General features: G+C 43.6%; 30 protein-coding genes. 10 read left to right on the top strand and 20 right to left on the bottom strand.

From position 1 onward, the window contains the following. Positions 1–139: 139 nt before the first annotated feature. The 8 genes from AC4OGX_RS00250 to AC4OGX_RS00285 all read right to left on the bottom strand — a co-directional run bounded on the left by AC4OGX_RS00250 (position 140) and on the right by AC4OGX_RS00285 (position 7,139). A complete protein-coding gene (locus AC4OGX_RS00250; RefSeq protein WP_493327785.1) occupies positions 140–1,060 on the bottom strand; it encodes a sensor histidine kinase in 921 nt (306 codons plus the stop codon). A gap of 2 nt (positions 1,061–1,062) precedes the next feature. Continuing rightward, the gene (locus AC4OGX_RS00255; protein WP_493327786.1) at positions 1,063–1,839 is read right to left on the bottom strand and encodes an ABC transporter permease; all 777 of its coding nucleotides are present in this window, start codon (positions 1,837–1,839) and stop codon (positions 1,063–1,065) included. Then, positions 1,833–2,759 (bottom strand): ABC transporter ATP-binding protein, encoded by a 927-nt coding sequence (locus tag AC4OGX_RS00260; RefSeq protein WP_493327787.1) that lies wholly within the window; start codon positions 2,757–2,759, stop codon positions 1,833–1,835. The genes AC4OGX_RS00255 and AC4OGX_RS00260 overlap by 7 nt, the downstream gene beginning before the upstream one ends. Positions 2,760–2,859: 100 nt before the next feature. Next, positions 2,860–3,621 (bottom strand): response regulator transcription factor, encoded by a 762-nt coding sequence (locus tag AC4OGX_RS00265; RefSeq protein ID WP_493327788.1) that lies wholly within the window; start codon positions 3,619–3,621, stop codon positions 2,860–2,862. Between the two features lie 189 nt (positions 3,622–3,810). Beyond that, positions 3,811–4,923, bottom strand: a complete 1,113-nt coding sequence (locus AC4OGX_RS00270; RefSeq protein WP_493327789.1) for an ABC transporter permease — start codon at positions 4,921–4,923, stop codon at positions 3,811–3,813. Further along, positions 4,887–5,822: an ABC transporter ATP-binding protein gene (locus tag AC4OGX_RS00275; RefSeq protein WP_493327790.1), complete on the bottom strand. Its 936-nt coding sequence runs from the start codon at positions 5,820–5,822 to the stop codon at positions 4,887–4,889. Before AC4OGX_RS00275 ends, AC4OGX_RS00270 begins: the two co-directional genes overlap by 37 nt. Next, positions 5,810–6,577 (bottom strand): hypothetical protein, encoded by a 768-nt coding sequence (locus AC4OGX_RS00280; RefSeq protein ID WP_493327791.1) that lies wholly within the window; start codon positions 6,575–6,577, stop codon positions 5,810–5,812. The genes AC4OGX_RS00275 and AC4OGX_RS00280 overlap by 13 nt, the downstream gene beginning before the upstream one ends. Then, positions 6,570–7,139 (bottom strand): RNA polymerase sigma factor, encoded by a 570-nt coding sequence (locus AC4OGX_RS00285; RefSeq protein WP_493327792.1) that lies wholly within the window; start codon positions 7,137–7,139, stop codon positions 6,570–6,572. Before AC4OGX_RS00285 ends, AC4OGX_RS00280 begins: the two co-directional genes overlap by 8 nt. Before the next feature lie 314 nt (positions 7,140–7,453). On the opposite strand from AC4OGX_RS00285, the gene AC4OGX_RS00290 reads away from it, so the two are divergent. From AC4OGX_RS00290 to AC4OGX_RS00300, 3 genes are read left to right on the top strand one after another with little or no spacing between them, the layout of a single operon-like run. Further along, positions 7,454–7,822, top strand: a complete 369-nt coding sequence (locus tag AC4OGX_RS00290) for a GntR family transcriptional regulator (RefSeq protein ID WP_493327793.1) — start codon at positions 7,454–7,456, stop codon at positions 7,820–7,822. Beyond that, positions 7,819–8,679, top strand: coding sequence for an ABC transporter ATP-binding protein (locus AC4OGX_RS00295; protein WP_493327794.1), 861 nt, complete (start codon positions 7,819–7,821; stop codon positions 8,677–8,679). Before AC4OGX_RS00290 ends, AC4OGX_RS00295 begins: the two co-directional genes overlap by 4 nt. 2 nt (positions 8,680–8,681) lie before the next feature. Further along, positions 8,682–9,413 carry a hypothetical protein gene (locus tag AC4OGX_RS00300; protein WP_493327795.1) on the top strand — a complete coding sequence of 244 codons (732 nt, stop codon included), beginning with the start codon at positions 8,682–8,684 and terminating at the stop codon, positions 9,411–9,413. Positions 9,414–9,619: 206 nt separating this feature from the next. On the opposite strand, the gene AC4OGX_RS00305 is transcribed toward AC4OGX_RS00300, so the two are convergent. Together AC4OGX_RS00305 and AC4OGX_RS00310 are read right to left on the bottom strand one after the other, a co-directional pair. Next, positions 9,620–10,342, bottom strand: a complete 723-nt coding sequence (locus AC4OGX_RS00305) for a DUF5131 family protein (protein WP_493327796.1) — start codon at positions 10,340–10,342, stop codon at positions 9,620–9,622. Positions 10,343–10,411: 69 nt separating this feature from the next. Beyond that, a complete protein-coding gene (locus tag AC4OGX_RS00310; protein WP_493327797.1) occupies positions 10,412–11,341 on the bottom strand; it encodes a DUF1848 domain-containing protein in 930 nt (309 codons plus the stop codon). 292 nt (positions 11,342–11,633) lie between these two features. Here AC4OGX_RS00310 and AC4OGX_RS00315 point away from each other — a divergent pair, with 292 nt between their 5' ends. Then, positions 11,634–12,974: an AAA family ATPase gene (locus AC4OGX_RS00315; RefSeq protein ID WP_493327798.1), complete on the top strand. Its 1,341-nt coding sequence runs from the start codon at positions 11,634–11,636 to the stop codon at positions 12,972–12,974. A gap of 2 nt (positions 12,975–12,976) precedes the next feature. Then, entirely contained in the window at positions 12,977–13,636 is a 660-nt protein-coding gene (locus tag AC4OGX_RS00320) for an RloB family protein (RefSeq protein WP_493327799.1), read from the top strand. 97 nt (positions 13,637–13,733) lie between these two features. Here the strand turns inward: AC4OGX_RS00320 and AC4OGX_RS00325 are convergent, their stop codons facing one another. The 8 genes from AC4OGX_RS00325 to AC4OGX_RS00360 form a co-directional block, all read right to left on the bottom strand. Then, positions 13,734–14,264: a hypothetical protein gene (locus AC4OGX_RS00325; protein ID WP_493327800.1), complete on the bottom strand. Its 531-nt coding sequence runs from the start codon at positions 14,262–14,264 to the stop codon at positions 13,734–13,736. Then, positions 14,255–14,923, bottom strand: a complete 669-nt coding sequence (locus tag AC4OGX_RS00330) for a J domain-containing protein (RefSeq protein WP_493327801.1) — start codon at positions 14,921–14,923, stop codon at positions 14,255–14,257. The genes AC4OGX_RS00325 and AC4OGX_RS00330 overlap by 10 nt, the downstream gene beginning before the upstream one ends. Next, positions 14,904–15,761 carry a DUF5685 family protein gene (locus AC4OGX_RS00335; RefSeq protein WP_493327802.1) on the bottom strand — a complete coding sequence of 286 codons (858 nt, stop codon included), beginning with the start codon at positions 15,759–15,761 and terminating at the stop codon, positions 14,904–14,906. The genes AC4OGX_RS00330 and AC4OGX_RS00335 overlap by 20 nt, the downstream gene beginning before the upstream one ends. A gap of 405 nt (positions 15,762–16,166) precedes the next feature. Then, positions 16,167–17,030, bottom strand: coding sequence for a hypothetical protein (locus AC4OGX_RS00340; RefSeq protein WP_493327803.1), 864 nt, complete (start codon positions 17,028–17,030; stop codon positions 16,167–16,169). Positions 17,031–17,049: 19 nt separating this feature from the next. Next, positions 17,050–18,465, bottom strand: a complete 1,416-nt coding sequence (locus tag AC4OGX_RS00345; protein ID WP_493327804.1) for an alginate O-acetyltransferase AlgX-related protein — start codon at positions 18,463–18,465, stop codon at positions 17,050–17,052. 11 nt (positions 18,466–18,476) lie between these two features. Beyond that, entirely contained in the window at positions 18,477–19,886 is a 1,410-nt protein-coding gene (locus AC4OGX_RS00350) for an MBOAT family O-acyltransferase (RefSeq protein ID WP_493327805.1), read from the bottom strand. A gap of 65 nt (positions 19,887–19,951) precedes the next feature. Further along, the gene (locus AC4OGX_RS00355) at positions 19,952–22,387 is read right to left on the bottom strand and encodes a transglutaminase domain-containing protein (protein ID WP_493327806.1); all 2,436 of its coding nucleotides are present in this window, start codon (positions 22,385–22,387) and stop codon (positions 19,952–19,954) included. Positions 22,388–22,769: 382 nt separating this feature from the next. Beyond that, positions 22,770–23,399, bottom strand: a complete 630-nt coding sequence (locus AC4OGX_RS00360) for a recombinase family protein (RefSeq protein ID WP_493328089.1) — start codon at positions 23,397–23,399, stop codon at positions 22,770–22,772. 251 nt (positions 23,400–23,650) lie between these two features. Between AC4OGX_RS00360 and AC4OGX_RS00365 the strand changes: the two genes are divergently transcribed. Both AC4OGX_RS00365 and AC4OGX_RS00370 read left to right on the top strand, forming a co-directional pair. After that, positions 23,651–24,121 (top strand): GNAT family N-acetyltransferase, encoded by a 471-nt coding sequence (locus AC4OGX_RS00365; protein WP_493327807.1) that lies wholly within the window; start codon positions 23,651–23,653, stop codon positions 24,119–24,121. 44 nt (positions 24,122–24,165) lie between these two features. Further along, positions 24,166–24,933, top strand: a complete 768-nt coding sequence (locus tag AC4OGX_RS00370; RefSeq protein WP_493327808.1) for an HD domain-containing protein — start codon at positions 24,166–24,168, stop codon at positions 24,931–24,933. A gap of 81 nt (positions 24,934–25,014) precedes the next feature. Here the strand turns inward: AC4OGX_RS00370 and AC4OGX_RS00375 are convergent, their stop codons facing one another. Further along, the gene (locus tag AC4OGX_RS00375) at positions 25,015–25,152 is read right to left on the bottom strand and encodes a hypothetical protein (protein WP_493327809.1); all 138 of its coding nucleotides are present in this window, start codon (positions 25,150–25,152) and stop codon (positions 25,015–25,017) included. Further along, positions 25,149–25,361, bottom strand: coding sequence for a hypothetical protein (locus AC4OGX_RS00380; RefSeq protein WP_493327810.1), 213 nt, complete (start codon positions 25,359–25,361; stop codon positions 25,149–25,151). Before AC4OGX_RS00380 ends, AC4OGX_RS00375 begins: the two co-directional genes overlap by 4 nt. Before the next feature lie 166 nt (positions 25,362–25,527). Between AC4OGX_RS00380 and AC4OGX_RS00385 the strand changes: the two genes are divergently transcribed. From AC4OGX_RS00385 to AC4OGX_RS00395, 3 genes are all read left to right on the top strand, one after another. Further along, on the top strand, positions 25,528–25,752 hold the full coding sequence (locus AC4OGX_RS00385; RefSeq protein ID WP_493327811.1) for a LysR family transcriptional regulator: 225 nt from the start codon (positions 25,528–25,530) through the stop codon (positions 25,750–25,752). Positions 25,753–26,034: 282 nt separating this feature from the next. Beyond that, positions 26,035–26,370 (top strand): nucleotidyltransferase family protein, encoded by a 336-nt coding sequence (locus AC4OGX_RS00390; protein ID WP_493327812.1) that lies wholly within the window; start codon positions 26,035–26,037, stop codon positions 26,368–26,370. A gap of 14 nt (positions 26,371–26,384) precedes the next feature. Further along, positions 26,385–26,819, top strand: a complete 435-nt coding sequence (locus AC4OGX_RS00395) for a HEPN domain-containing protein (RefSeq protein WP_493327813.1) — start codon at positions 26,385–26,387, stop codon at positions 26,817–26,819. The last annotated feature ends 22 nt before the right edge of the window (positions 26,820–26,841 follow it).

Raw genomic sequence — 26,841 nt, forward strand, 5'->3', positions numbered from 1 at the left:
TCTTGTTCACATCCTGCTGTATTCAATAAGCAGGATGAAACTCTTCTCTGCACGCTGTTATTCATTATATCACAAAAAATCAAGTTAGCCATCTTCTTTTGCTCAATTTATGGAACTCGTTTGATATCCTGATTACATTTTAAAATGCTCCTGTTCTAAGCGTAAGCTGCAGCCGCAGCCAGTTACCATTGTCTTCCTTCTTCATCCCGGCAAGAAGCTCTCCGCCCATCTCCTGTGCCAGATATTTCGCAATCGGAAGGCCCAGACCTGTGCTGCCCTCACTCCTGGAATGATCGGCTGTGTAAAATCTCTCAAACAAAGCATCCACCTCTAATGTATCAAGATGCTCTGTATCATTCTCCATCACCACAGTCACTCTTTCCCTGCCCTCTAAAAGATAGATTCTAAGCTCACTCTTTGCATATCTTCCTGCGTTCTGCAGCAGGTTGAGAAAAATCCGTTCCAGGGCATCCTCATCCGCCATTGCAAAGACTGCTTCATCCGGGATATCCGGCCAAACCTTTAGTTCCCTCTTTTTTAGTTCTCCATAACTGTCCAGCACGGTCTCACGCAGTTTTCTGCCGATGTCTACCCTTTTCAATTCCACCGGAAAGTCCCCGGCTGTCAGTCTGGACAGATCATAGAACTGGGCGGTCAGCTTTTTCAGAGAATGTGCTTTCCTTATCACAACGGCCAGGGACTCCCTGTCTTCCTCAGACAGAGAGCCTTCATCAATTAAGTCCAAAAATCCCAGAATCGCGGTCAGCGGCGTCCTCAGATCATGGCTGACATTTTCGATCTGTTTCTGCAGAGTGCGCTCCTTCTCCTCATACCTGACACGGGCCCGGCGGATGGTCTCCAGATTCTCATTGATCTCTCCCAGGAGCTCCTCCAGGTCAGGATGGGGACTTGCCAGCTTTAAGATGCGGTTCTGTTCCACATCCTCTGAGATCTCATGCAGTTCCTTTGCGGATTCCCTGACCGCTTTTTTCAGCAGGATATAGCGTGCGCAGAAATACACTGCCAACACGCTTATGATGATAAAGCACAGAATTTCCATACCTATACCAGCTCCTTTTTCCTGAATGCTGCTGATCCGAACAGATAAAAAACTACGATTCCGATACACCCTGCAATCAGGCATTTTGCCATCCCTTCGGGAGTATCCCACAAAACCTGATACTTAGACATATTCACAACCACTTCCATCCGCAGATAATTCCTGGGCATCCATTTGGCTGCCCCGTTTAGCCAGTCAATCTTAAGCCCAAGTAAAAAAATAATGTTCGGCAGAAACGTCATAATAATAAACCATACGATTATCGCGATCATATCTTTTTTAAACAGACTAAAAAGCGCAGCTGCCAAAATGACGGAGGCAAATGCCATAGGAAGATTTGCTGCCACACCTCTTAACCTGTCAAGAACGGTAATATCACCCGGATGATCTAAAAGCAGATAAGCACTCCCATAGTAAAAGGCCATAATCACGATCATACTTAAGACGGAGACGGTGCAGCATACGATGCATTTTCCCGTAAAAAACTGACTTCTTGACACCCCGAAGGATATGGTATTTTTCATGGTGCCGCTCTTATGTTCCTCTGAAAAAAGAAAAGATGTCAAAATGGCTCCCATATAAAATAAGACTTCCATGGTACCTGAAAGCAGATTCAGAGAGTACCGGACAGAACCATAGGGGAAATTCGGTGTATTTGTTTGAAACAGATACAAAACGATATTCATAAGTACTGACAGCGCTGCCACAATCCCCGTAAACAGGTAAAACTCTTTTCCGTGAAACACTCTGTAAAATTCGCTCCTGATATAATTTAACATGACAGTTTCCCCCTTTCTTTCAGATTCATATAATACTCTTCCAGCATCATCTGCTTCTGCGCCAGACGAAGGACACCGATTCCGTTCTCCGATGCCAGTGTGCTGTATGCATCCGCTGTCATCTCCGGATTCCTGATGCATATGGATCCGTCCGGCTGTACCTGATACCAAATATCCTTCCAACGTTTTTCCAGCAGCGCCGCAAAATGCTCCGGCTGCGTGACCGTGATTTCCAGATAGACTGCACATCTCTCATGTAATTCCTCTGCCGTGATCTCATTCAGCAGCCAGCCCTGGCTTAAAAATCCGTAGATCGTTGCGATCTGTTCCAGCTCTGAAAGAATATGACTGGAAATAATGATGGTGATATTTTTTTCACGGTTCAGTTTTAATAACAGGTTTCTCATCTCTATGATCCCGCTGGGATCCAGTCCGTTGATGGGTTCGTCCAGGATCAGAAGCTCAGGTTCTCCAAGGAGTGCGATTCCAAGTCCCAGCCGCTGTTTCATCCCCAGAGAAAGCGTACCGGCCTTTTTCTTTCTTTTTTCCTGAAGACCGATGGTTTTCAGAATATCCTCTACCTTTTCTTTCCCCGGAATTCCTCTTTGGATCCGGTAATACTCCAGATTTTTTTCCACAGAAAGCTTGGGGTAAAATCCCGGGTTCTCTACAATGGCCCCGGTACGTTTTCGGTTCTTTTCAAGCTCCTTCTCTGCATAAGCCCCAAACAGCCTTATCTCCCCTCCGGTGGGGAATATCTGCCCTGTCAGGAGTTTCAAAAAAGTAGTTTTTCCGGCTCCGTTGTCGCCGATCAGTCCATAAATATCGCCTCTTTTTATGGTGATATCCACGTCCTTGAGTGCTGTGACATCCCCGTACTTCTTCGTGAGACTTCTGGATTCTATGACATGTTCTCTCATCTTTTCATTCCTTTCTTTTCTCTTTTTGACAAAGTCATTCTACCCCGGATGCTTTTAATAAGTCCTCAAGAAAGTTTAAAGAAATCGTAAAGTTGATTTCCTATGCCATTTTAAAACCGATCCCCCAGACTGTTTTGATGTATTCCTCCCCCGGATCTGCCTCGGAGAGCTTCTTCCGCAGATTACTCACGTGAACATTAACGGTATTGTCTTCTCCATAATATCCGCTCTTCCAAATCTGCTCGTATAAAAGCTCTCGTGAGTAGACTTTCTCCGGATCTTTTACCAAAAGACAGAGGATATCATACTCATGCAGCGTCAGAGACAGTTCCTTTCCATTTACAACAGCCTTGCGGGACTTTGGAATAAGGTGCAGCTTTTTATAAAGATACTCCTCGTTTTCCTCATCATCTGCATCATGAATCCCCTGATTTGAAGCGAGTCTCCGGCCGCCAGCTTCTGTACTTTCATTTCCTGCCCTGCTGCCGGCGTAACAACGCCTAAGCCCCGCATACACCCTGGCTAAAACCTCCTCCGGTTCAAATGGTTTCGTCAGATAGTCATCCGCACCGCTTCGAAGAGCATCCACCTTGGAGTTCAGCGCCGCTTTCGCAGACAATACCAGGATGGGAAGCGTAAGCCCCATCTCTCCTCTCACCGCCTGAATAAGCTCCTCACCGCTCATTCCTGGAAGCATTAAGTCCAGTATCAGAAAATCAGGCGTCTCCATCTGGATCAGAAGCTTTGCCTCCGTCCCTGAAAACGCCTGGACTGTATCATAATTATTTTTCTCTAAAATCCTGCGCAGCAGATGATTGATATCTGTGTCATCCTCTGCAATAAGAATCTTATACTTATCCATATTCGTCTTCCTCCATACGGATATTATTGTACATGATTCTTAGAAGAAAGGGAATATGTAAGAAGGGAGTTTTGTGAGGCTGCCGTTCACTCGTCAAAATCCTGGGGTGGTTTTTTCTATACCCAAAGGACATGTGTTACGGGATGCCCTTTGGGTATGTTTTAACTCATCAGTGACAGATCCCCAAATTTACCCCTGATAATTCCTATACTTTCGATACCCCAGTACTACACAGACTGCCGTCACCGCTGCCGCAATGACAATGTGCATCCTTATCTGCCCCGCCGAAAAGGCGAATCCCCAGTTCCCGTGTAAATAAAAAGGCATTGACATCATAAAATGATTGACTGTTCTTGTAAATCCAGATCCAAAGGGCTGCATTGGCGAAATAACCTTCATCCATATATAGGGGGAGATAAATACCGCCGCAGAGATTACTACTGACATAAATGCACTTCTGAATGCAGCCGAGACAACCAGCACCAGCGCGCTCAGCAGGATCATGGCTGCCGCCCCCAGCCCAAATTCCAGCCAGAAGAAGCCCTGAACCGTTTTGGGAGTATATCCAAAGGCGGGAATCGCATTTAGAAACCGGGGCGAGGCATCCAGCCCCTGTGCGCCGAACATATACCTGTATAGCAGCCACAGATACAAAGACACCACGCAGTAAGCCGCTGCCGTAAAGGTGAGTGCCGCTGCTGTTTTCAGCCAGACGGCGCTCTTCTTCCCGCGCCGCGTGGTCAGAAGGATATTCGCGGTCCGAAGCGTATACTCTTCTGAAAATACTGGTGCCATACCGACGATGAATATAATGGATAAGAGTATATTGACTAAGATTAAAGTCTCTCTTAAATCCTCCCATCCGTAATTATAATCGAACCTCAGATCACCGTTCAGGAGCGGCGCCACATTACGCTCCCACTCTTCCCCCTCATAAAACTGAATCTCCGCCGGATCATCCCCTTCGATCTGCATGAAATTTGTCATATGATCCGTGATATATTCGTTCCAGAAATTCCTCCCGCACTTCTCACCTTGTTCGTTATAATAGTAGAAACCAAATCTCTCATAAATAGACCGGACGGTCTCTTCTGTCATGGGGCCTGCATACTCACGGGCCAGCTCCTGGTCCTTTTGGATTGCTTCTTTTCCCACATATGTCTGACCGTCAACAACCGAAGTATACTCCTTTTTAACGATTCCCAGCCGAAATGTCACAAAGATCAGCACCAGTGCCAGACCCCACCAGATGATTTTTCTGGATGCTATTTTACGGATCTCTTCTTGAAAGATCTTCCACATGGTATGCTGCCTCCTTCCTTTTCCACAGTCTCTGCCATTTCATTGAAATAATATAGGTATACGTCCTCCAGTCCCGGCTCTGCCTGTTGTGCGCCCTTTAAGGGACAGCTGTCGGAAACGATCCTTAAGTACACCTGATCGCCCTCATTTCTTAAGTTGCTTACAGAATAGTCCGTATTAAACTTCTGTACCTCCTGCGGCTGTACCAGACACTCCCAGACTTTGCCGTCCACACTTTTTGCCACCTCTTTTGGAGTCCCCTGTTCCACGATCTGTCCCTGTCTCATCAAAAGGATCTGATCGGCAATAAACTCCACATCAGATACGATATGTGTGGACAGGATCACGATTTTTTCCTTTGACATTGCACTGATAATATTCCGAAAACGGATCCGTTCCTTCGGGTCCAGGCCGGAGGTCGGCTCATCTAAAAGCAGGATCTCAGGGTCATTGAGAAGCGCCTGTGCGATCCCCAGCCTGCGGATCATCCCTCCGGAAAATGTCCTGATCTTCTGCTTTTGTTCCCCTGACAATCCTACAAGCCCAAGTACCTCCTGGACCTTCTGCTCTGCCAGTTCCTTAGGAACTGCCTTGCAGGCCGCCAGATATTCCAGATACCGCTTCGCTGTAAAATCCGGGTAATAGCCAAAATCCTGGGGCAGATATCCCAGCATTTGCCGGTATTCCCCATCCATCCTCCTGATCTCTGTCCCATTACAAAGGATTTCCCCTGCTGTGGGCCTTAACACACCACACAGCATTCGAAGCAGCGTCGTCTTCCCTGCTCCGTTTGCACCTAAGAATCCATACACGCCTTCCTTTAAACACAGAGAGACCTGGTCCACTGCGATTTTATTCTGAAACTGCTTTGTCACCCTGTCTAATCTTAATTCAGGCACAAACCCTCACCTCCTTCTATTTTTCCAAGCAGCCTTTTGATCTCCAGAACCAGAACCAGAATCCCGGCCAGGGCTGCCACGCCCCACAGGGGCAGATACATGACATCATACGCATTTTTAACAAAGGCAGGGAAGACTGCTCCCATCCCGCACAATACTCCTGTTGCCGTCCCGCCCATGCCTCTTCTTTTCAGAAAGGTCAGCATATGCAGGTATACAATATTCGACCAGAGAAACGGCACGAGTAGATAGAGCAGATATCCTCCTGCACCTGCCTGATTCAGGCTGCCGCCCAGAACCATAATTAACGCCAGGATCAGAAAATCTAAGATTCCTGCCTCAAGCATCTGGATGCAGACCATCTGTTTTAAATTAAAATACAATGTCTGCTCCAGCTCTGCCATATTTCTGGAAAACAAACTCCCCACAGTACTCAGGCAGACATTTGCTGCAACTGCCATAAAGACAGAGCCCAGGATGAGAGACTGTGTATCTTCTATATTCGCTTTGTTCATCCACAGCCCAAGCACCAGGGCCAAAAGCAGCATCCCGCCCTGCAGGAATCTGCTCTGCCAGGTCTGATACTGCAGCTGATTCATCATACAGGTGAAAAAGGACGGATAATACCGGATCTTCTTTTCCTGCACTGCCCGGGCAATTTCCACAAGCCCTGCTTCTTTTTTCGATTCATTTAATTCAAACCTAAAGGAGGGATCAGATCCCAATCCTCTGATTTCCTCTTTTCCATTATTCATAGAAATCCTCCCTGTCTAACAAATTTTTCAGTTTACCAAGCCCTTGATTGATCCTCGACTTTACCGCCGCAAAGGATGCTCCTGTCATGCGGGCGATCTCCCGATTCTTATAGCCATAAAAGTGATGGAGAAGCACGGCCTCCCGCTGGGCAGACGGAAGCTGCAGAAGTGCGTCCGACAAAACCTGGCTGCTCTCCATCCGTTTTATACTGCCCGCATTTTCTGAGCCCGGCAGACATTCACACTCATCCATGTCTGCCGTATGGATAAGTTCTTCTCTGAACTCCTGTTCCACACGCCTTACTCCTGCTTCGTGAAAATAAGTCCGGCAGACATTCATTGCGATCGTAAGCAGATATCCCTTCAAATTCCGGTAACGGTAACGATCCACATACCGGATAAAGCGGAGAAACGTCTCCTGTGCCAGATCATAGGCCGCCTCCCGGTCTCCGGTCTGATAGGCACAGAAATAGTAAATATCATCATAGTATCTGGCGGCAATCTCATTGAGATATTCCTTCTGGCCGTTCTGGATCCGCCGGATCAGTTCCTTATCTTCCAATACGCTTCTCCCCTCCTTTTAAGCTTCTTCCTTTATACTTCTTCCTCTATGCTTCTTTATCCTTTTTGTTCTTCTTTTATAAAGCGCTTTATACTAATATAACCCATTCTATCTAAAAAAGGATTTATCGTTTTGTAAAATTCTTTTCTGCCCAAAGGGCATCCCGCATCTCATGCCCTTCGGGCGGGTTTACAGCTGCGCTGTAAAATAATGTATAAAACAGTTGACACCGATGTAATTCTCAGATATACTAAGCTTGTAAGGTAGTTAGTTACTTGACTAACTAACTAGCATTCAGAAGGTGGTGATACACATTGAATATTAATCCAAATATTGATAAGCCAATATTCGTTCAGATCGCAGAGCAGCTTGAGGACTCCATATTCACAGAGATATTTCCGGAGGAGACAAAGATCCCTTCTACTAATGAGATATCCGCATTATTGAATATCAATCCCCATACGGTTCTGAAAGGAATGAACATGCTGGTGGATGAAGAAATCATTTATAAGAAAAGAGGTTTGGGAATGTTTGTAAAAGAGGGGGCGGTGGAAAAGATCCGTCAAAAGAGGCAGAGCCAGTTTTATGATCAATATGTCGCAGCACTGATCGAGGAAGCGTCTAAATTACACATGACAAAAGAAGAAATCATAGCATTGATAGAAAGGGGATTTTCATCATGAATGCGATTCAGATAAAAAACGTCACCAAACAATATAAAGAAGTGACTGCACTCGACCATGTTTCATTTTCCTTTGAATTTGGAAAGATCTATGGTTTCTTAGGCAGGAACGGCGCCGGAAAGTCGACACTCATCAATATCATAGCAAACCGGATCTTTGCCGATCAGGGAGAGATTCTGATAGACCAGCAGCCTGCCAAAGAAAATATGGAGGTACATGAAAAGATCTTCTGTATGAGTGAAGCGGATCTGTATGACGGAAGCCTGAGGGTAAAAGAGCATTTTAAATGGATCGACCGTTTTTACACTTGCTTTGACCTGGAAAAGGCATATCAGATCGCGGAGAAATTTCATCTTGATACAAATCAGAGGTTCAAGGCATTATCCAAAGGGTATCAGTCCATCTTTAAACTGACAGTTGCCCTGGCGCTTGATGTTCCTTATGTGGTCTTTGATGAACCTGTACTGGGATTGGATGCAAATCACCGGGAGCTGTTTTATGACCTGCTGGTGCAGGATTATGAGACGAACGAAAGAACGATCATCTTAGCCACACATCTGATCGAGGAGGTTGCGAATATCATCGAGGAGGTCGTCCTCATCGACAACGGTCGGATCCTCTTACAGGACACCGTGGAACATCTTCTGACAGCAGGCTACTGTATCTCCGGCCTTGCATCTGAAGTCGATGATTACTGTAAAGATAAGAATATCATCGGCTCTGACGAATTGGGCAATATGAAGCTTGTGTATGTGTTAGGCGAAAGATCAGAACTGCCTCAGAGCAGTACGCTGCAGATCTCGAATATGAACCTGCAGAAACTATTTGTCAAATTAACCGAGAAAGGCGGTCATTAGATATGAAGAAATTAGGTACGGTTATCCGTTATGAATGCAAGACTTCATTTAAGTACATCTGGATATTCTATGCATGTGTATTTGCAGTTATTGCGATTATTTATGCCATCGCCTGCGCTGTCACCGGTGGTTTCGACCACGTCGGCACCAATGCATTGGAAGTAAATTCCATGATTTATGTGGGTATCCTGGGGGTCATGGGATATAAGGAAGATTTCAAAATGCTGTTACAAAATGGTTTCACCAGAAAGTATATCTTCCTTTCCACCTTATCCTTGTTTGCATTTGTATCAGCAGTCATGGCTTTTGTCGATACTATTTTAGGAAATGTGCTACACATCTTTTCTTCCCGTTATGATTCCTTCTTTGCCGGAGTGTATGGATACGGACATTCTATCCTGTTGAATTGGCTGCTGCTATTCCTGGTCTATATGTCCCTGTGCTGCTTATTGTACTTTATCGTCCTGATCATAAATAAAATCGGGAAAATGACGACGCTGCTATTCGGTATCTCTCTGGGATTTTTATTTATCGTACTTGTGCCTGTTTTATTCCGGTTTGCATTACCTGAGGAGACCCAGAATGCCGTCCTGGAATTCCTGCTGAAAACCGCAGGCTTTATGGCCGACGGCACAATCAACCTTTTTTATCCGATACTCCTGTTCCTTGTACTCGGCGGGATATTCGGATACTGTGGATATGTAGTACTGCGTAAAACAGAACTCAAGGTTTAAGTGTACACAAGTTTAAACGTATGCGGAATTAAGTACACATAACCAACTTGTCTTTTTAACAGCGCAAAACAGGCTGGAGGAGCTTCTGCATCAACCCGCAATCTTGCCGGGCAGCTCTTCCAGCCTGTCTGTATCTTATTTTTAAGGCAGGGGATTTTATGTTAAAACAGATATCATAGATCCTCTTCGCGGCATCCTTGATGAAGTTAAAATAAACGCTTTCCGTCTGAAATATCGATCCCCAGCTCTTTTGCCATACCTGTCTGTTTAAATGGATTTACTTTTTCCACGATCCCGTCATGTCTGAAAACCGAGCCCGTATTCTTAAACCAGAAGGTGACGTCTGCATCTACACACTGCTGACGGATGTCCAGCACCCAGTCGTAATTGCACTCTCTTGCCTCTCTCCCTGTTTCGCCGCCAACGGTAACATGTGATACCCCATGAAGATAGGGCGTTAGGTCGATAGCCTCTAAAAGCGGGGCACAGGCGATAAACCGCCGCCTGATGGGGTAGGACAAAAACAAGGAAAGCCGGTAGTCAGCTAACGCCTGGTTTTCCACCGTACATCCGATATTCACATTATCATAACCTTCGCCCCAGTCCGGGGGAAGTGATACAAGGAACCGGTCGATCCGTTTTGTCAGGATCAGAAAATCGATATCCGTTCTTTCCCGGATCATTGCCCAGGCCTCTTTGCGCCATTCGTCTGCTTCCGGCAGGAAAAAGTCGGTGGCAAAGCAGGTTGCCAGAATTTTATTCCCTTTGATGTTGTATTCACCATTTGCCTTTTTCCTGACCGGCCAGTCGAATTTATCCGTTTTTTCGATTGTATTTTGACCATAGCGTTTTGCATGCGGCCCATAAAAATAACAATTTGTGCAGCCGTCACTAATTTTGTAACAGCCTGTCCATGGCTCCCAGTTCATAGGTCCCTCCTTTTGCGATCAGTAAAACATCAGCTGATCCTGTTCATTTCTGCTTTTAAAAAGCTCTCTTTAAAAATCAAACCGCATCTGCCCATCCATCCAGCTGCTCTGCACGGCCTCATGAACCTTATCTTCCGGTCTTAAGTTTCCTACTAAAAACGGAGAAGCCGGATCATGCTGCCTCATATTCCTTTTCACTGTCTCCACCTCTGTATTGGCATAGCAATAGCGGCAGAAGTGTCCGCAGGTATCATACTGTCCGATATCGCTTGCCAGATAACAGGCACATTCTTTGCGCAGAGGCTTTTTCTTCGGTGCGTCCAGATGGCAGTGCAATGCCTTTTCGTAGGTTTCCAGGGTCATGCATCCGCTGCAGTCGGCACCATACGGGGCAAGCTCCTCTCCCTCTGCACAGGGCTTCACCGTCATGCCGTACCTCCCGGCGATCCCGATCAATGTCTTCCCGATCTGAATCCGCTCCTTCTGCTCGACTCTGTGAACCTCCGGGAAGTTACGGCGCACCTTTTGATACAGGTCGATAAAGCTGATCACGCACGTCTTCGTATATCCTGCAAGCTTCGCTGCCATCTGCTCGAATTCGGCGATATGACGCTCTACAGAATATTTTTCTGTAATAAAAATGGGGTCGTAACGCCACCCCACAGAATCGACCCCCACGATTGACGATAATCTTTTAAAATCCTCGATCACAATCTCTTTATCAGGAACATTCGGTTCCATATCCCTGCCGTAAGGCGTGATCGTGACAAACCAGTACTGCCCATATGGCTTTAACAGATCCATATATGGAAACATCGGCGCCGGATTCTTGGTGCAAAAGCCAAGCAGATCGACCACCTCTGGTGATAAACTGTATCTGGTAACAGAAACCGGATCGTACGGGTTCCTGACATATACAAACCCTTCCCTGACCCGGCTGGCAAACCACTTAGAATAAAATGCCGGAATGTCTGTGCGCATTCCTGTCTGGATAATCAAACTACTTACCTCTTTCTTGAATCTTCTATCGTTGAAACACATTCATAATTATATCATTTCATTTGTAATTTACAATACCTTGAAATACAGATATTTTTACCTCACAAACCAATTTCTGTATCCTCCACACACAATAGCAAGGATAAATTCTGAATACTTCATTATCGCGAATAAACATCTTATATTTTGCATAAAATACGCAAAATCAGAATAGTATCGTTGACGTTTGGTAAGAATAGGCATATAATCAGATTATGATTTTGCAGAAATCAACCAGAATGGAGGTAACAATATGCTTCTTGAATTTAAAACAAAAAATTATAAATCATTTGTGGAAGAGTCAATTTTTTCTATGATAGCGGCGCCAAAACAAAAAGGGTTAGACTATAGTTTGATGAAAACCAAGATAAAAGGAAAAGAGATTAAAGGATTAAGCTCATCCGTAATCTATGGACCGAATGCCGCAGGAAAGACGAATATCATAGGTGCCATGGACGTTTTTCGTGCGATTGTCCTGAGAGGAAATATTAGAAACTCAGAAGAAAAATCTTCACCTAACCCTGCATCATCGTCACTGGAGTTGATTCCCAATAACAGTGAAACAGAGGCAAAACCTGTTAGTTTTTCTGTCGAATTTTATGAAGAAAGTACAGAAGGAAAATTTAAGATTTTATACGAATTAGAAATTGACTTAGGATTATTTCTTGATGACGAATATCCAAGAAAGATTTTATCTGAAAATCTTTTTGTAAATGAGGAATCCATTTTTCAACGATCAGAAGATCTGCATATTGGAAATATGAAAGTAATTAAAAAGTACCTCTCTGATATAACAGGGCAGAATGTAGACGGTATCAGTGAAATTGCAAAAAACAGTTTGAATAAAGAAGAATTATTTTTGACCAATGGATTTAAACTAATTTTTTCACAAAGCTTTGTAAAACTGATTGTAGACTGGTTTACCAATAAGTTTATGGTGATTTATCGTGCGGATTCTATGCAGTTGATAAAAAGGTTTGCTGATCCTAAGAAAAAAGCAATTTATGTGGAAAAAACAACAGATAAGGCAGCAAAATTATTTGGAATCAACTCAAATGCAGTTGGATATGTAGTAAGTGAAGACGAGCCGGATGCAAAATTATACTCTGTTTTTAAAAATATGAAGAACAAAAAAAATACGGCTATCGCAGCTGAAATTTTTGAATCCTATGGTACGATTCGATTTATCAACATGTTTCCACTGGTGATCAAAGCAATACAAACGGGCGGAACATTAGTAGTTGATGAGTTTGATGCATCTATTCACCCAATGGCATTGATGAGCATCATCAACGTATTTCATAATGATGACATCAATATTCATCATGCACAGTTAATTTTTAATACACATAATCCCATCTTCTTGAATTCCAATCTTTTTCGGAGGGATGAAATTAAGTTTGTTGAACGTGATGATACCAGTCATCAAAGTGTATTGTATGCATTATCAGATTTCGGAACATCAGGTGATAAAGGTGTACGCAAACACGAAGACTATATGGGGAAATATTTCATCAGCCAGTACGGAGCAATTAAGGATATTGATTTTACACCAATCTTTGAGGAGATTTTGGATATCGAAGGAGAGGTGTAGATATGGCAAAGAGAAAACCAACCAATAAATATTATTTTAGCGTTGAGGGAGAAACAGAGCAATGGTATTTGAAATGGTTACAGGATACCATCAACAATACAGAGAAGTCTGTCTGCAAAGTTTCAATTGATTGTCCGGTCAAAAAAAATCCCTTAAAACATGCAAAAACCCTGACAGTAACAAGAAAGATAGAGGTATATCATTTCTTTGATTATGAAAGTGATGAACCGAATCATGTTCAGGAATTTCAGGACATTATGGATAACATGAAGAAAGCAGAACAGCTGGGCAAACAGATAAAATATAAATCCGGATATAGTAATTTTACATTTGATTTATGGATGATTCTGCACATGACAGACTGCAATACCTCTTATACTCATCGAAAGCAATATATTACACCAATAAACAAGGCATTTAATGAGAAGTTTGAGAATATGGCCGAATATAAGAAAGAGGATAATTTTAAACGCTGTTTGAATAAAATGAATCTTTCAAATGTAATAAATGCGATAGAACGAGCTCGAAAAATCATGCAGAGAAATAAGGAAAATGGCTATATCTTGTTCCGATATAAGGGGTACCAGTATTACAAAGAAAATCCCTCTCTTGCTGCTTGGGAGGCAATTGAAAAGATTTTGGGCGATTGTAAACTATTATAACAATAGGTCGCGATGAATAAATAAACTAAAGAGTGTACTTCTGAAGGAAACCGTCTACTAGGAAAACGGTTTCCTTTATTTATTCCCATATCTCTTCTCACAGTAATCTTCCGCGCATCTTCCCCCACAGATGTGCCTGCACATATTCATATGCCCTGTCATAGATCCACAGACCGATCTGTCCCGCTGCGATCACACCGAACATCCACATGCCTGTGAGACTTTTCCCAAAAAGTATCTGCTGGAAGAACAAAAGCATCGGAATGTACATCATATTAAAGACCAGATACTTTAGTCCCCAGAAAAGTGCCTTTCGATTCACTGTCCCTGTCATCTTTCCCAGCAGTACAAAAATCACTTCAACAGCAAGGATATAAAACCCCATCGCCGCAAATGACAGTACATAAAACTTATTCGGTGCTACGATAAAACCGAGCAGATTTGCGGCCAGGTAAAAAGCCGCACCGGTGCGCAGTCCCATCTCCCGTATGATGATCCCTACAAAATAAGATGCAGCAGCTAACAAAAACAATGTATTTGTCTCGATTACGCTCCCAAGTATCATACAAACAACACTTAACGCCAGGAGCAGGCCGCCTACAGCCATTTTTTTCGCATTTACATGCATGAGCAAAGATCTCCTCCCATACATTCACATAAAGTATCCGCACACCAAAGATCACAACACATATTTCCCGTACCGCAGGATGAATTGCCTGTGCCGTAACCACCGCCGTAAGGATTGTTCCGATACCGCTGGCTGTTCCACTCCAGCTGATTCAAGAGCTGGCGGTACTGCGGATTACCCGGTTCCATATTCACTGCCTGGGCTGCATGGTCCTTTGCCAGAATGTTGTTACCCATCCCTGCGTTGGCTGCTGCACTCAGGTAATACCAGTGGGCATCTCGTGTCGGCATACGGCTGAGAAGATTCAGTGCTTCCTGAAACCGCCTGGAATTAATAGAATTATACACTGCCTGTATCTCGACATTCTGCTGCCCACTGTTATTGCTATAGGTTCCGCTCTGCTGGTAACCGTATCCATAACCGCCGCTTTGCCCCGCACTGTGTCTGCCGTAGCCATAACCGCCGCTTTCTCTTTCCTTCATGATCACATCATAAGCTTCCTGTACCTCTTTGAACTTCTCTTCTGCCAGGTCAGCCAGCGGATTATTCACATTCGCATCCGGGTGATACTTTCTTGTCAGATCTCTATAGGCTCTCTTTATCTCATCGTCCGATGCATTCGGAGATACACCTAATACATCATATGGATTCTTTGTCATGATTCTTTTCCTCACTTTTCTTCTTTTGTTCCTGTATCTTACGATAACGGGTCCACACACCATCATATAATATATTTCGCAGAATGTCTACATCTAAAAGACACGGAAAGCCCTCAAACTGGGCACTGCACTCTGCGATCATCATACACAGCATCTCACGGCAGCGCTCCTCATAATCCGGCTGGGTGCTCCGTTCCTTCAGAGGGTTATAGCATCCTTCCTTTTTGTCCTTCTCCAAATCTTCATAAGCATCCATCAGGTATATAAACTTTCCCAGGAAAAAGCCCATCTTACGCAGTCTGGCTTCCCACTGGTCTTCCCGATAGACCAAAAGTTCCGCCATCAGTCTTCCAAAGCATCCCGCAGTCTTGTCAATATCCTGAGAGTTTTCCTTTTCCAGGGCAGATAGGGCCTTTAGCTCCTTCTGAATCACACGGCTCTGCCTGGGGTACTTCTTGATGATCTTCTTTACTTTGCGGCGCAGGGCATAAGTCCCCAGAAAACCGCTCACTTTTTTCTCATCTATCCAGTCATCCTTCATATGGTAGTAAGCCAAAATCATATTCATATCTGCCGCATATTCTGTCATCTCGTTTCGCAGCATGTTCTGCTTCTTCACTGGATGCACCTTGCAGCGGTGGGTTAAATGTTCTGTCTCACTTTCATACAATGATGTCAGCAGGATGACCGCAAATGTCATATCATATGTCAGGGTAAACTGTCCCACACTGCCATAACGTTCCTTAAGGGTACGGCATAAGCCGCAGTAATAAGCTTTATATTTTCTCAAATCCTTCACTTTAAGTTCTGGTTCACTGATCGTCACATATCCAAACATAAATCTCCTGCGCGGTATATACAAAATGTATTGCTTTATGCAGGCTGTTCATATACCGCCTTCCTTTCACGGAATTTCTGTTGTATCTGTAAGGTTCCCGGGATAAAAAGGCATAGAACCTGTACATTTTGTTATTATAACATAATTTTCAAACCAGCGGAATAGTTCACAGAAAGTTCGGATATATTGAAAATGATATTTTAAACATCTGATTGGCTGCAAAATCCCGCTTTTTATCATTTTTACAGTCCCGTATCTGGTTATTACACCTATAGCCATACTGCTACGGAATAAATAAATCCAAAATAGATAGAAAACACCGGAAACTTGAGCTCAATCTGTAGTCCCATATTTCCGGTGTTTTCTTAATTTCATATCAATATCTAGACAAAATAACTCCCGTGTCTACTGCTGGACTGCTCCATCAAGGCAGCCTTCACTGTTTTGTGCTGCGCCATCCAGGCATCCTTCGCTATCCTGTGCTGCACCATCCAGGCAGCCCTCTGATCCCTGATCTGCTGGTGCCTCTGTGTATGGCTCTTCATATGACTGTGAGTAGTCAGGTTCTACATATGGCTCCTCGTAAGCCGGCTGCTGGGACTGCGCTGCTGCATCCTGAGCCGCTCTTTCCTGTGCAGCTGCGGCTTCTTGAGCTGCCTTGATATCTGCTTCTGCCTTTGCTTTATCAGCTGCTGCTTTTTCCCTATGTGCCTTTAATCCAAGTTCCTGCTCCTTTGTGCTGACCTGATCCTTTATCTCTATACTTTCGTATTCTACGAATGCAACCTTATCTTCATATTTGATTGCAGCCTCTTTCATGTCTGAAAATGCAAAATCAGACATCAGACATTCTGTTCCATCTGCCAATATTATTCTCACATCATATGCCGGCTTCACAGCTTTGTCTGTCTCTGCCTTCACATCGCTGTCATCTTTTCCGGGAGTATAATAAAATTTTACGGTCTCATCCTTTACAAACTTCTTTCCGGATAAGATCATGTTATCCGGCCAATCCTTTTTGTCAGCGCTTTTCACAGAGATCGCTGTAATATCCTGACCAGTCTTATTTGTCAGAAGGATCTCATATGCATCGTCCGTTTTATTACCAATGATCTTATATTCTTTCTCCACTTTTTCGTTTGTCTTGTCCACTGTTACCGTTTTCTGCTTTTTCTCCGTCTTTTCCTGCTTTTCATCTTTTCCACATCCCGCGATCATCATGCATGTGCAGACAGCCATAACAAGAAATCCTAACATTTTCTTTTTCATCTTCCTTCACCTCTCCGTTTTAATCTTTGTTTTTTGAATACGTTTTCTTTAGTACCGTAAACATTCCCTTTTCCCCGGAAACGATCACTTCTATATCATAATCTGTATCCGAAGGCATATTCTTCTCCTTCAGATACAGCTGATATCCGCCGTCATTTACTTGTCCGTCTTCCTCCTGGATCTGTATGCCGAATGCCTCATAGGCATTCTTTTCCTGTTCACCGGAAGGATGAACAACAATGAAGACCCTGCTCCTTGTTTCTATGTATTGGGGATCTATGATTCCCTCGATCATCAAATATGGGCCATTCTTTCTTGTCCGAATGCTTGTGTTGGTCTTAACCTGCTCCGGCGTCCCTATTTTTACTGTTGGTCCCTGCATGATCGGCGGCTGCTCAATAATCGAAGAAATTCTTCGCTCCACCCGCTCTACGATCACATAATCCGGTTTATACTTTACAATATCCGCCATGTTATATGGAGTCAGCTTCGAGAAATATGTCTTATTGAATTCATTTGCAAACAAGGGGAACAGGGTATTCCCAAAGGAATCTCTGAACATCAGCACGGAACCTGTCTTCTCTGGATTCTCTGCCTCGATCCAGTCAGCTTCTACGTCCTTTACTTCACTGAGGATGTGATACTTTTGTTCCCTCTGATATTCATAATTCACCTCCGGCCTGGCAGTCAAAGGATACAGCATAGTATTCAAATCCCCCAGATAATTTCTCTCTTTTGTATATGGGATATTGAGATAATCCTCGTGCTCCTTCCCTAATGTATCAAGCATGGTATTGTAAGCCAGCACGGCTCCTTTGTTGTTCCAATGGGAGTCTCTCTTTAGATAGAGGACCTCCTTTTCCTTTTCGAATGCACCTTTTACATCAATATAATGTACCCCTTCCTCCTCCAGATAAGGGATCAGTGAGTTCAGATTACTGTCCTTCCCCTTCTGGTAATAGTAAGGCATGTTTTCACCGTACAATGTATTTTTATTGGGTGAGATCGTATAATAAAACTCGCTGCCAAGAGCCTCTGTCATTCCCTGCATCATAGCCAGGTTATGAGCTGTGTTAAAAAGGCTTCGTTCCGACAGAAGACGGGTTCCCTGATAATCCCCTATAGTTCCTGAGTAATAGAGCCATCCATTTTGCCCAAGAACTACCTTCTTTTCCGATGAAGTCTTCACAAGCTTACTCCTCAATTCTGAATTTGCTGAAACTAATTCCTGACGGAACGCAAAATGCTCCTCGAAATAAGTACCCAGGTCACTGAGATAATCCCGGTTCCACCCCTCTTCTCCGCGCAGGCTGGGAAACCTGCTTAATTCCTTATTCTCCGTAGTGACGTTGGTCGGCCTAACTGCCATACCGGCAAGGGGTGTTATGAGGATCAGAAGCATCAATCCTATATAGATCAGATATTTCTTTTTCAATTTCTCTCCTCCTAAAACCTGAAATAGATAAACGGATTATAAGTACCGCCTGCCAGTGTCATCATAGACAGGATGATCAAAAAAACACTTCCTGCATATCCAGCCGTTTCCACCAGCGTCCTGAAGCGCTTCGAGCCTTTCTGTATCCTGCTCTCAATCACTTCTTTTACCGGACACATAAAAACAAATGCAGCCAGCATGGTAACGATAAAAAGGGGCGTCATCTGATTTTGGAATAAAGCCATACTGACATGATCAAAGTGAAAACCGACAAACATCTGCCCGGTCATATGTATTCCCTGCGCCAAAGTGTCTGCCCGGAAAATGACAAATCCGATACATACGACCAGAAAGGTGTAGACATGTCCTAATGCCCGCGGCAGCTTTTTGACTGGCAGCCACTCCTCCAGTAACAGAAACAGCCCATGAAACATGCCCCAGACAACAAAAGTCCAGCTTGCCCCGTGCCAGAGTCCGGTCGTAAAGAATACGATCAGCTTATTTACACAGGTCCTAACTCTTCCCTTTCGATTCCCACCAAGCGGGATATAGAGATATTCTTTAAACCAGGTGCTTAAAGAGATATGCCATCTGTGCCAAAATTCCTGAATATTTACAGAAATATATGGATACCTGAAATTCTCCTGGAATGTAAACCCAAACATATGCCCCATTCCAATCGCCATATCACTGTAGCCGCTAAAATCAAAATAGATCTGCATCATATAAGCAAGCGCCCCTGTCCATGCAGAAAGGATATTTACCTCTCCTGAGCTAAGCGAAAAGACCGCATCTGCTGCGAGTGCCGCTGTGTTGGAGATCAGAATCTTTTTTCCCAGACCTATTGCAAAACGCCTTATCCCTTTTGCAATCTCTTCTGCATCTGCACTACGTCTCACAATCTGTTCCTGAATATCGTGATACTTCACGATCGGACCTGCAATCAGTTGTGGAAAAAAGGAAATATACAGAAGGATATTCAAGTAATTTTTTTGAGCCTTAACTTCCTCACGGTATACATCAATTACATAAGACATTGCCTGGAATGTAAAAAAAGAAATCCCCACTGGCAGGTCGATCCCGGGTAATTTCAATGACAAGTCAAAGATCCCGTTTGCGGTGCCAATAAACATATCCGCATATTTAAAGACTCCCAGCATTCCCAGATTGGCTGCGATGGTGATGATCATCCAAAACTTCTTTCCCCCACCCTCACTGCCCTCAATCAGACGCCCCAGCAGATAATTTTCCAACGTACTTGCCAGCATCAGGATTACATATACCGGTTCTCCATACGCATAAAAAAAGAGGCTGGCTATAATCAGCAGGATATTCCTTGTCCGAATTCCAGGCACCACGTAATATAGTAAGAATACGACTGGAAAAAATGCACAAAGAAATGCCATTGAACTAAATACCATTTATTTTTCTCCTTAAAAAAGCGGACCACATCACTGTAATCGGGATATGGTCGCTCTTCTTGTTTTTATTTTACATAATTAAATCTTGCTGATCCATAAGTTACCATGTAGAAGTTTGATCCCAGTTCATACTCGCCATCAGGATCGCAGATATATGTGGTACCGTTCATATTGATTTCCACCCATCCGTGAGGTCCGATCCCTCCGTTGCGTAGTCCTACACCGCCTTCGATAAAACGCGCATCATATCCCAGCCTCTTTGCAGCCCCAGCAAAAGCTGCAGCATAACAGAAACAATTTCCTCTCCGATTCTCTACAGCATAGATCGCATATCCTTCTTCTCGGCTGTATCCTGCCGGCGGATTCATTGGAATAGGAAGTGTCTGATAACGAATGTGGTTGACCACCCATGAGTAACAGGAATACAGGTCACGCCCGGCTTCATTTAAAATTGTATTGATGGCATTGTTATATCTAGGTTTGTATATCTGATCCTGATAATATCCTGTTGTGCTTCCCGGTGCTTTCGCTGTTTTCAAAACAATCATCACCTGGATCGCCTCGATCCGGTATCCACAGTTATTCGTTCCTGCAGTCTGTCCGTCCTGTGCCCAGCCGAGCCAGCCATATTTTTCAACATGTGCACGATAGTATACTTTACAATACTTTGCCAGTTCTCCAGTCAGCTTTACCTGGAATGCCTCTACACGCTTTCTATCCGTTGTACTGCCTGCTGTCTCGCCTTCTGACTTCCATCCCTGCCAGCCTTTGCCCTGCATAAAGGAGCGATAAGTAATTCCACCTTTAAACACAGCATTCGTATCTCCTTTTCTCTGCATACGAATGGCCTCGACCTTTTTCTTCTGACCTGTAGTGCCTGACTGCTTAGGCCCCTGAACCGCACCACTCCAGCCTTTCCCTTCTATACTTGTCTCATAGGTCAAAGTGCCAATATTTGCTTCTGTGATGGAAGCTGGTGAACCAGACCCCGGCTGACTGCCGCTGCCCTTTTTCACAAGGAGAATCTCAAACGATTCGATCGATCTGGCAGCGCCAGTTGTACCAGCAGTTTCTCCGTTTTTCGCCCAGCCTAAGTCTCCCCATGTTGCACAGTGTGTTCTATAATAAATATCATACTGTTCTGCAAGAGCGCCTGTCAGTTTGATCTGAATCGCCTCGAGACGTTTTGCCTGACCGACTGTACCTGCGATCTGTCCTTCCTGTACCCAGTCCATCCAGCCATAAGACTGAGAATGTGCACGGTATGTAACAGATCCCTCGATCGGGTACCCTGCAGCATCTACAGGATTTCCCACAAAGACTTTAAACGCCTCCATACGTTTACTCTGTCCAGTGGTCCCGCTCCGTTTGCCATCAGCAACTGGATTCATCCACCCATAACTCTGAACATGAGAGGAATATGTAACGTTACCTAACTCCGTGGGACTTTTAAAGCTAGCACTATCTTGTACTGGTGCATCTGCACTCCCCTTTTTCACAAGGCGGATCGTAATAGCCTCAATCGATCTGGCATAGCCTTCACTCCCTGCTGCCTGTCCGTTCTTTGCCCATCCCATGTCTCCGAATTTTGAACAATGGACTTTATAATAGACATCGTACTTCTCTGCAATCTCACCTGTCAGACGGATACGGATTGCTTCCAGACGTTTTGCCAAACCTTCTGTACCTGCCAGCTCTCCATCTTTTACCCAGTTCATCCAGCCATAGGTCTGACTGTGTGCCTGATATTCGATGGAACCTGTGATAGCTGCCACTTCTTTAGTTGCTTCTTCTTCGACAGCTTGCTCTGACACGGCTTCTACATCTGGATCCTGCTCTTCGGGTGTTGCTTTTACTTTCCGGCCCCCATCGAGCCCGGTAAGTTGAATACGGATCGCCTCCATACGTTTCTTCATGCCAGTGGTTCCGGCCCGTTTTCCATCTGTTACCGGATCCATCCAGCCATAGGTCTGTACATGTGTTGTATACTCTAAACCAGGTATCGGCTCTTCGGCTGCAGCTTTTGATTTCATCTGCTCTTTCGCCTTCTGATCAGCCTTCTCCTGCTCTTCTTTCTCTTGGGCTGCTTTCTGATCTGCTTCTTCCTGTTCTACCTTTTCCTGATTCTTTTCTTCTGAGACAGAATCATTGCTTTCTTCTGTTCCAGCGGTTTTGGAATCATCGATATCCTGCCCATTTACTGAAGGCTGATCTGTAACAGTCCCTCCTTCTGGCTGGCTTCCATTCTGATCCTGGCTGTTCGGTACATCCGTATCTGGCGTATCTGTCCCAGGTTCTTCTGTTTCTGGTGTTCCTGTGTCAGACGGGATATCTTCTGATATTACTCCATCCTGAGGCACATTTTCCATACTCTCGGTCACCTCTGTGACTCCTGCGTCAAAATTTGGCTCTTCAGCATATACCGGCAGAATACACTGCATCACCATCGTAAATGCTAAAACTGCGCCAAGTGTCCTTTTCATTCTTTTGTAACTTTTCATTACTGTTCCTCCCTCTGTTTCTTTTGTGCATCCCAGAATCAAGACCACTTTTTGTTCTATATGAATTGAGTCAAAGCAGATATTTGGAATCTGCTGCTCAACTTTCTTAATGAAGTTAACATCTAATATGGTTCACTGATTAAACTACTAATGTCCAATAAGGTACACATTTTTAGACATCCTTATATATAGTAGATTTTTCCTTTTTTGGCTTTACAATTTTCCCACTTATGTGTTATAATCCAATCGTATTTTAGTAAAATGTATTCAAAATAAGAATAACTATAATTGTCAAATATAGTGTACCTTATTGGACATTAGTAGTCCTATAGGTATATTTTTTTGTTTATTTTCCTTTCAGGATTTCACGGCGATCACCTATTCATTTACATTTCGATTCTCTTCCCTTTTCCGCCCGCCGATACTGTTCTGCCCTTTTATAAAATCCCTGCCTGGATATCCCACATTTTGAAGCTGCCTCTGTAGCAGTGATTTTTCCAGTTTTCCACAGAAAATAATACTGTTCAAATTCAGCTACCTTTTTAACAGGGCGACCAAATCTTACGCCTCTGGATTTCGCTGCTTCGATCCCTTCTGCCTGTCTTTTCCTAATATTTTCTCGTTCCGTCTGGGCTACATAAGAAAGTATCTGTAACACAAGATCTGAGATAAATGTTCCTGTCAAATTATTATCCCTCACTCGCGTATCCAAAAGCGGCATATCCAAAACCATAATATCTGCCTTAATTTCTCTGGTAATCAAACGCCATTGTTCAAGAATTTCTTCATAATTTCTACCCAATCGATCTATGGACTGTACCACCAATAAACTGCCTGATTTTAACTGTTTTAAAAGTTTTCCCCATGCAGGCCGCTTAAAATCTTTGCCACTTTGCTTGTCAATGTAGATATTCTCCTTTGGAATCTTGAATTTTGTAAGAGCATCAATCTGCCTTGCCTCATTCTGATCTCTAGAAGATACTCTGACGTATCCATATACTGTTTCTTTCATAGATTTCATCTCCTTGTAATTTTCTTTACAAGGAATTATAAAGCCTATTTGAAAATAAATGGTAATTTTTCGTAAACAAACAATCATTTTTCAAAAGTTTTCAAAACAAAAAAACTTATATCTCTACCGTTCTGAATATGAAATTTTTGATAAAATTGTTAATTCGATTTTATCGTTTAAGTAAATAAATTGCTGCCATATTGCTTTTTCTATTTTTTCTTCGTATAATCAAACTTGTTGGAGGGATTGCTATGGAGTTTAAGAAATTGACGATTGAAAGCAAGGAATGGAACGCGGTTTCTGACTATGCAAAGAATTGCTCCTGGCGTGCAGGCCAGACCCTCGCCAGCCTTATGAATAATAGAAATTTCACTGACTGGGAAAGGGTTATCATTGCAACAGAGCAGGATCGAATCGCAGGCTACTGCACTGTCTCCGGATCAGATTGTATCCCGGATGTGTCGTATACTCCTTATATTAGATTCCTGTTTGTTGATGAGGCATATCGTGGAAAAAGATTAAGCCAGAAGTTGATCGAACATTCTATGGAATATCTGAAAGAAACTGGATTTAAAAAGGTCTATCTGGTGAGTGATCATGTGAATCTCTATGAAAAATATGGATTCGAAGTGATCGACAAACGGATAGCTCCATGGGGAAGCCTTGAAAAAATATATGTACGAGACTGTAGTTCCGTAAATCAATCCCCTTCCACCTCTTAGAGCCAGCTGACAAAAATACCCAAAACCGATGAAAGGAACCTATCATGGATCTTAGTTACGCAAGGAAAATATTCGAGGAGTATCTGGACTCCTATGACCGCAGTGATGATAAAATACAGTTAAAAATAGTACATACCTATGGAGTGGTCGCCCAGAGCAGTGAGATTGCCCGCCGGATGCATCTCTCCCAGGAAGACACAGAGCTTGCACAGCTCATAGCCCTCCTGCATGATATCGGGCGATTCGAACAGTTGAAAAGATTTGACAGCTTTGAACCAGGAACAATGGATCATGCCGAATATGGGGTAAAAGTTCTTTTTGAAGAAAATATGATCCGCCATTTTATAGAGGAGTGCTGCCTGGATTCTATCATCCGAACCGCAATTTTGAAGCATAGCGATTATCAGCTCGAAGGGATTGCGGATAAACGTACCCTACTTCATGCAAAAATTATCCGTGACGCAGATAAGCTGGACAACTGCCGTGTAAAACTGGTGGATGACCTGGAGACCTTAATGGGTGCCTCTGCAGAAACGATTGGCAGCCAGAAGATCACCCCCGCTATCTATAATACAGTATTCCAAAACCGCTGTATCCTCTCGAAAGACCGTGTCACCTTGATGGATTACTGGGTGTCTTATATCGCTTACTTCTATGACATCAATTTTAGAGAAAGCCTGGATATCGTTGAAGAAAAGGATTGGCTTTCCCGGATTATCCGCAGGATTCCATATTCTGATCCACAGACCGCACAGCAGATGAGTGAGATAGAAGAACACATGGGGAATTTTATTCATATACGATATCGCTAGAGAGATCCCACATTTAAATATCCCGGATCATTTCTTCAACAGCATCCAGAACTTCCCGGATCTGTCCCCCTGTAATCCCATCTACATGAAAGCCGCCGTACAAGTAACAATCCCTTGTTTCTTTTTCGCCGTTTTTTCTGCGATGAGGCGGCAGACTGCTCCGGCCTTCGTGATCCTGACCTTTATCCTTGAAAAGGATAATTCCTTTTCGTAAATCATATCCCCTTCCTTCTTCGATACTCCTTTGCCTCTATTCCAAACGGCTCCAATAATTTGGCTGCTATATGATACACCATATCCTCAATGCCCTCCGGCCGATGATAAAATGTCAACATCGGTGAAATGATCCGTACCCCCGGCACCATAGACAGTTCCTGGAGATTTCTCAGATGGATCAGGCTAAGCGGGGTTTCCCTGGCCGCCAGCACAAGGGAACGCTGCTCCTTGATCGTAACATCCGTTGCAGTTTTGCACTGTCACTCATGATCAGCCAGAATTCATACTCCGGCTCCACTTGAATCAATTTGAGGCATTCAGCTAATATGGGAAGGCCACTGGCTCCTGTTGTGCCTACTATATTATTTTATTGCCGTTGTGGAAGAAAATAATTTTTTAGATGCAGCAGAGCTTCTGCATATTTCCCAGTCCTCCCTGTCAAAGCAGATTATAAAGCTGGAAAAAGAACTGGATATCCTGCTGTTAGACAGAAGCGGCCGCAGTGCCCTCCTGACAGAAGCCGAACACTTATTTTACGAGGAGGCACTCCTGCTTGTACAGCAATTTCATGCCAGATCTTCCCCCTCACAGAAGATGCGCTGATGGCAGTCGTGCCTGTTTCCCATAAATACGCTGATGCCGCCTCTGTCAGCCTCCCTGCATTATCTGATGAAGACTTTATACTCATGAATCCTTATACCTCCTGTGGCACTGCCTGTCATCGCAGCCTTTCAGAAAAATAGCAGAAATGCGAAAACTGCGAAGGAATTTGTCACCTATTTGCAGACGGCATTGAATTGACCATATATTCTACTCTATGATAGAATGGAATGAATCCATATTAGAAATTCAGAGTTTTAAATATAAATGTTTGGGGTGATTTTTATGAAAATAGACGAGTCCATGTCTTTTTTGGAAGGTTCTATAAAAAATTTATTGGATAAAAAAATCCGGGTTTTAGTGAACCAGATTCCTAATTTGGAGTATATCGTATTATTCGGAAGTCATGCAAGAATCGAACAGACGATAGAAAGTGACATTGACTTACTGGCAGTCACATCCGGTATCCCTGACCGCTGCATCCGCGGCGATCTATGCAGCCAGTTTGAAGAAGATAATATTGATCTCGTCTTTTATGATTTAAATGTTTTTCGTACATCAAACTGTCTCTTTGTATCACAGATCAAGAAGGAGGGAATTGTAATATGGAAAAAGGGTTAAATTCCTATTATGGCATGGCATACAATGATTATTGCTATGCAAAAGCAGGAATGCAGGTAGGTGAGCAGCTTGGAAATTATAATGGTGTTGCCGCTCTCTGTGCACAATCAGCAGAAAAGTATTTGAAGGCTATCCTAGAGGTAACATTCGGAGAAGAAAGTTTAGGCCTCATGCACTCTCATAACCTGAGAGCCATTGTTAATAAATTGAAGGAAGCCTATCCTAATCTGGAACTTTCTACCAAAGACATGAAATGGCTGGGCGACTTCTATTTTGATGCAAGATATCCCGGTGATAATTTTATCCAGGTTCATAAGGAAGATGCTTTAGAATGTCTGCGCCTCACAGAAGATCTGCAGAAAAAAACAACGATTCTTTTAGATCAGATAGAACGGGATAAGCAGCAAAAAAAGGACATCATACAAGGATTAGATTCCTTTGAAATTTGATTATCGTATACCCAAAGGGCAC

The organism is Faecalicatena sp. (assembly GCF_058819085.1).

Coding starts and splice junctions, on each gene's coding strand:
- AC4OGX_RS00250 (WP_493327785.1), bottom strand. CDS start 1,060: ATGGAAATTCTGTGCTTTATCATCATAAGCGTGTTGGCAGTGTATTTC.
- AC4OGX_RS00255 (WP_493327786.1), bottom strand. CDS start 1,839: ATGTTAAATTATATCAGGAGCGAATTTTACAGAGTGTTTCACGGAAAA.
- AC4OGX_RS00260 (WP_493327787.1), bottom strand. CDS start 2,759: ATGAGAGAACATGTCATAGAATCCAGAAGTCTCACGAAGAAGTACGGG.
- AC4OGX_RS00265 (WP_493327788.1), bottom strand. CDS start 3,621: ATGGATAAGTATAAGATTCTTATTGCAGAGGATGACACAGATATCAAT.
- AC4OGX_RS00270 (WP_493327789.1), bottom strand. CDS start 4,923: ATGTGGAAGATCTTTCAAGAAGAGATCCGTAAAATAGCATCCAGAAAA.
- AC4OGX_RS00280 (WP_493327791.1), bottom strand. CDS start 6,577: ATGAATAATGGAAAAGAGGAAATCAGAGGATTGGGATCTGATCCCTCC.
- AC4OGX_RS00295 (WP_493327794.1), top strand. CDS start 7,819: ATGAATGCGATTCAGATAAAAAACGTCACCAAACAATATAAAGAAGTG.
- AC4OGX_RS00300 (WP_493327795.1), top strand. CDS start 8,682: ATGAAGAAATTAGGTACGGTTATCCGTTATGAATGCAAGACTTCATTT.
- AC4OGX_RS00305 (WP_493327796.1), bottom strand. CDS start 10,342: ATGAACTGGGAGCCATGGACAGGCTGTTACAAAATTAGTGACGGCTGC.
- AC4OGX_RS00315 (WP_493327798.1), top strand. CDS start 11,634: ATGCTTCTTGAATTTAAAACAAAAAATTATAAATCATTTGTGGAAGAG.
- AC4OGX_RS00320 (WP_493327799.1), top strand. CDS start 12,977: ATGGCAAAGAGAAAACCAACCAATAAATATTATTTTAGCGTTGAGGGA.
- AC4OGX_RS00325 (WP_493327800.1), bottom strand. CDS start 14,264: ATGCATGTAAATGCGAAAAAAATGGCTGTAGGCGGCCTGCTCCTGGCG.
- AC4OGX_RS00330 (WP_493327801.1), bottom strand. CDS start 14,923: ATGACAAAGAATCCATATGATGTATTAGGTGTATCTCCGAATGCATCG.
- AC4OGX_RS00335 (WP_493327802.1), bottom strand. CDS start 15,761: ATGTTTGGATATGTGACGATCAGTGAACCAGAACTTAAAGTGAAGGAT.
- AC4OGX_RS00340 (WP_493327803.1), bottom strand. CDS start 17,030: ATGAAAAAGAAAATGTTAGGATTTCTTGTTATGGCTGTCTGCACATGC.
- AC4OGX_RS00350 (WP_493327805.1), bottom strand. CDS start 19,886: ATGGTATTTAGTTCAATGGCATTTCTTTGTGCATTTTTTCCAGTCGTA.
- AC4OGX_RS00355 (WP_493327806.1), bottom strand. CDS start 22,387: ATGAAAAGTTACAAAAGAATGAAAAGGACACTTGGCGCAGTTTTAGCA.
- AC4OGX_RS00360 (WP_493328089.1), bottom strand. CDS start 23,399: ATGAAAGAAACAGTATATGGATACGTCAGAGTATCTTCTAGAGATCAG.
- AC4OGX_RS00365 (WP_493327807.1), top strand. CDS start 23,651: ATGGAGTTTAAGAAATTGACGATTGAAAGCAAGGAATGGAACGCGGTT.
- AC4OGX_RS00370 (WP_493327808.1), top strand. CDS start 24,166: ATGGATCTTAGTTACGCAAGGAAAATATTCGAGGAGTATCTGGACTCC.
- AC4OGX_RS00375 (WP_493327809.1), bottom strand. CDS start 25,152: ATGATTTACGAAAAGGAATTATCCTTTTCAAGGATAAAGGTCAGGATC.
- AC4OGX_RS00390 (WP_493327812.1), top strand. CDS start 26,035: ATGAAAATAGACGAGTCCATGTCTTTTTTGGAAGGTTCTATAAAAAAT.
- AC4OGX_RS00395 (WP_493327813.1), top strand. CDS start 26,385: ATGGCATACAATGATTATTGCTATGCAAAAGCAGGAATGCAGGTAGGT.